We start from the raw sequence: 429 nt of genomic DNA on the forward strand, positions 1-429 counted from the left end.
GGCAGCCAGAGCGCGCTTGTTCACGGTCTGGTCGGTCTCTGCAAAGTACTGGCGACGCTCGGAGTGTTCATGGCGGCACCATCCTCCAGAACCCCACCTGCGAGGTGGAAGCCGACAGCGTAGTCGTGACCTATCTCTATAACCTCCAGACCAGCCCCGCAGCAGAGAGCAGCCTGCAGTACCGTGTGTTCGGAGATGGCCGCATCCAGACCACCCTGCACTATGACCCGGTGGAAGGACTTGCAGCAATGCCGGAGTTCGGCGTACTGTTCAAGATCGACGCTGACTACGACACGGTGGAGTGGTACTGAATCGGCCCTGCGGAGACCTACTGGGATCTCCAGCATGGTGCCAAGCTGGGCATTTACCAGAACAAGGTCGCAGTCAACATGGCGCAGTACCTTGTGCCGCAGGAGTGCGGTGCAAAGA

Annotated in this window: 1 pseudogene; it reads left to right on the forward strand. The window is 59.7% G+C overall.

Annotation, left to right across the window (positions count from 1 at the left end):
• Nucleotides 1-104: 104 nt before the first annotated feature.
• Nucleotides 105-429, forward strand: a pseudogene (locus P0G09_RS15725) (beta-galactosidase); the annotation flags it as partial.

The organism is Faecalibacterium sp. DFI.5.82 (genome assembly GCF_029076575.1).
GTDB classification, from domain to species: domain Bacteria; phylum Bacillota; class Clostridia; order Oscillospirales; family Ruminococcaceae; genus Faecalibacterium; species Faecalibacterium duncaniae.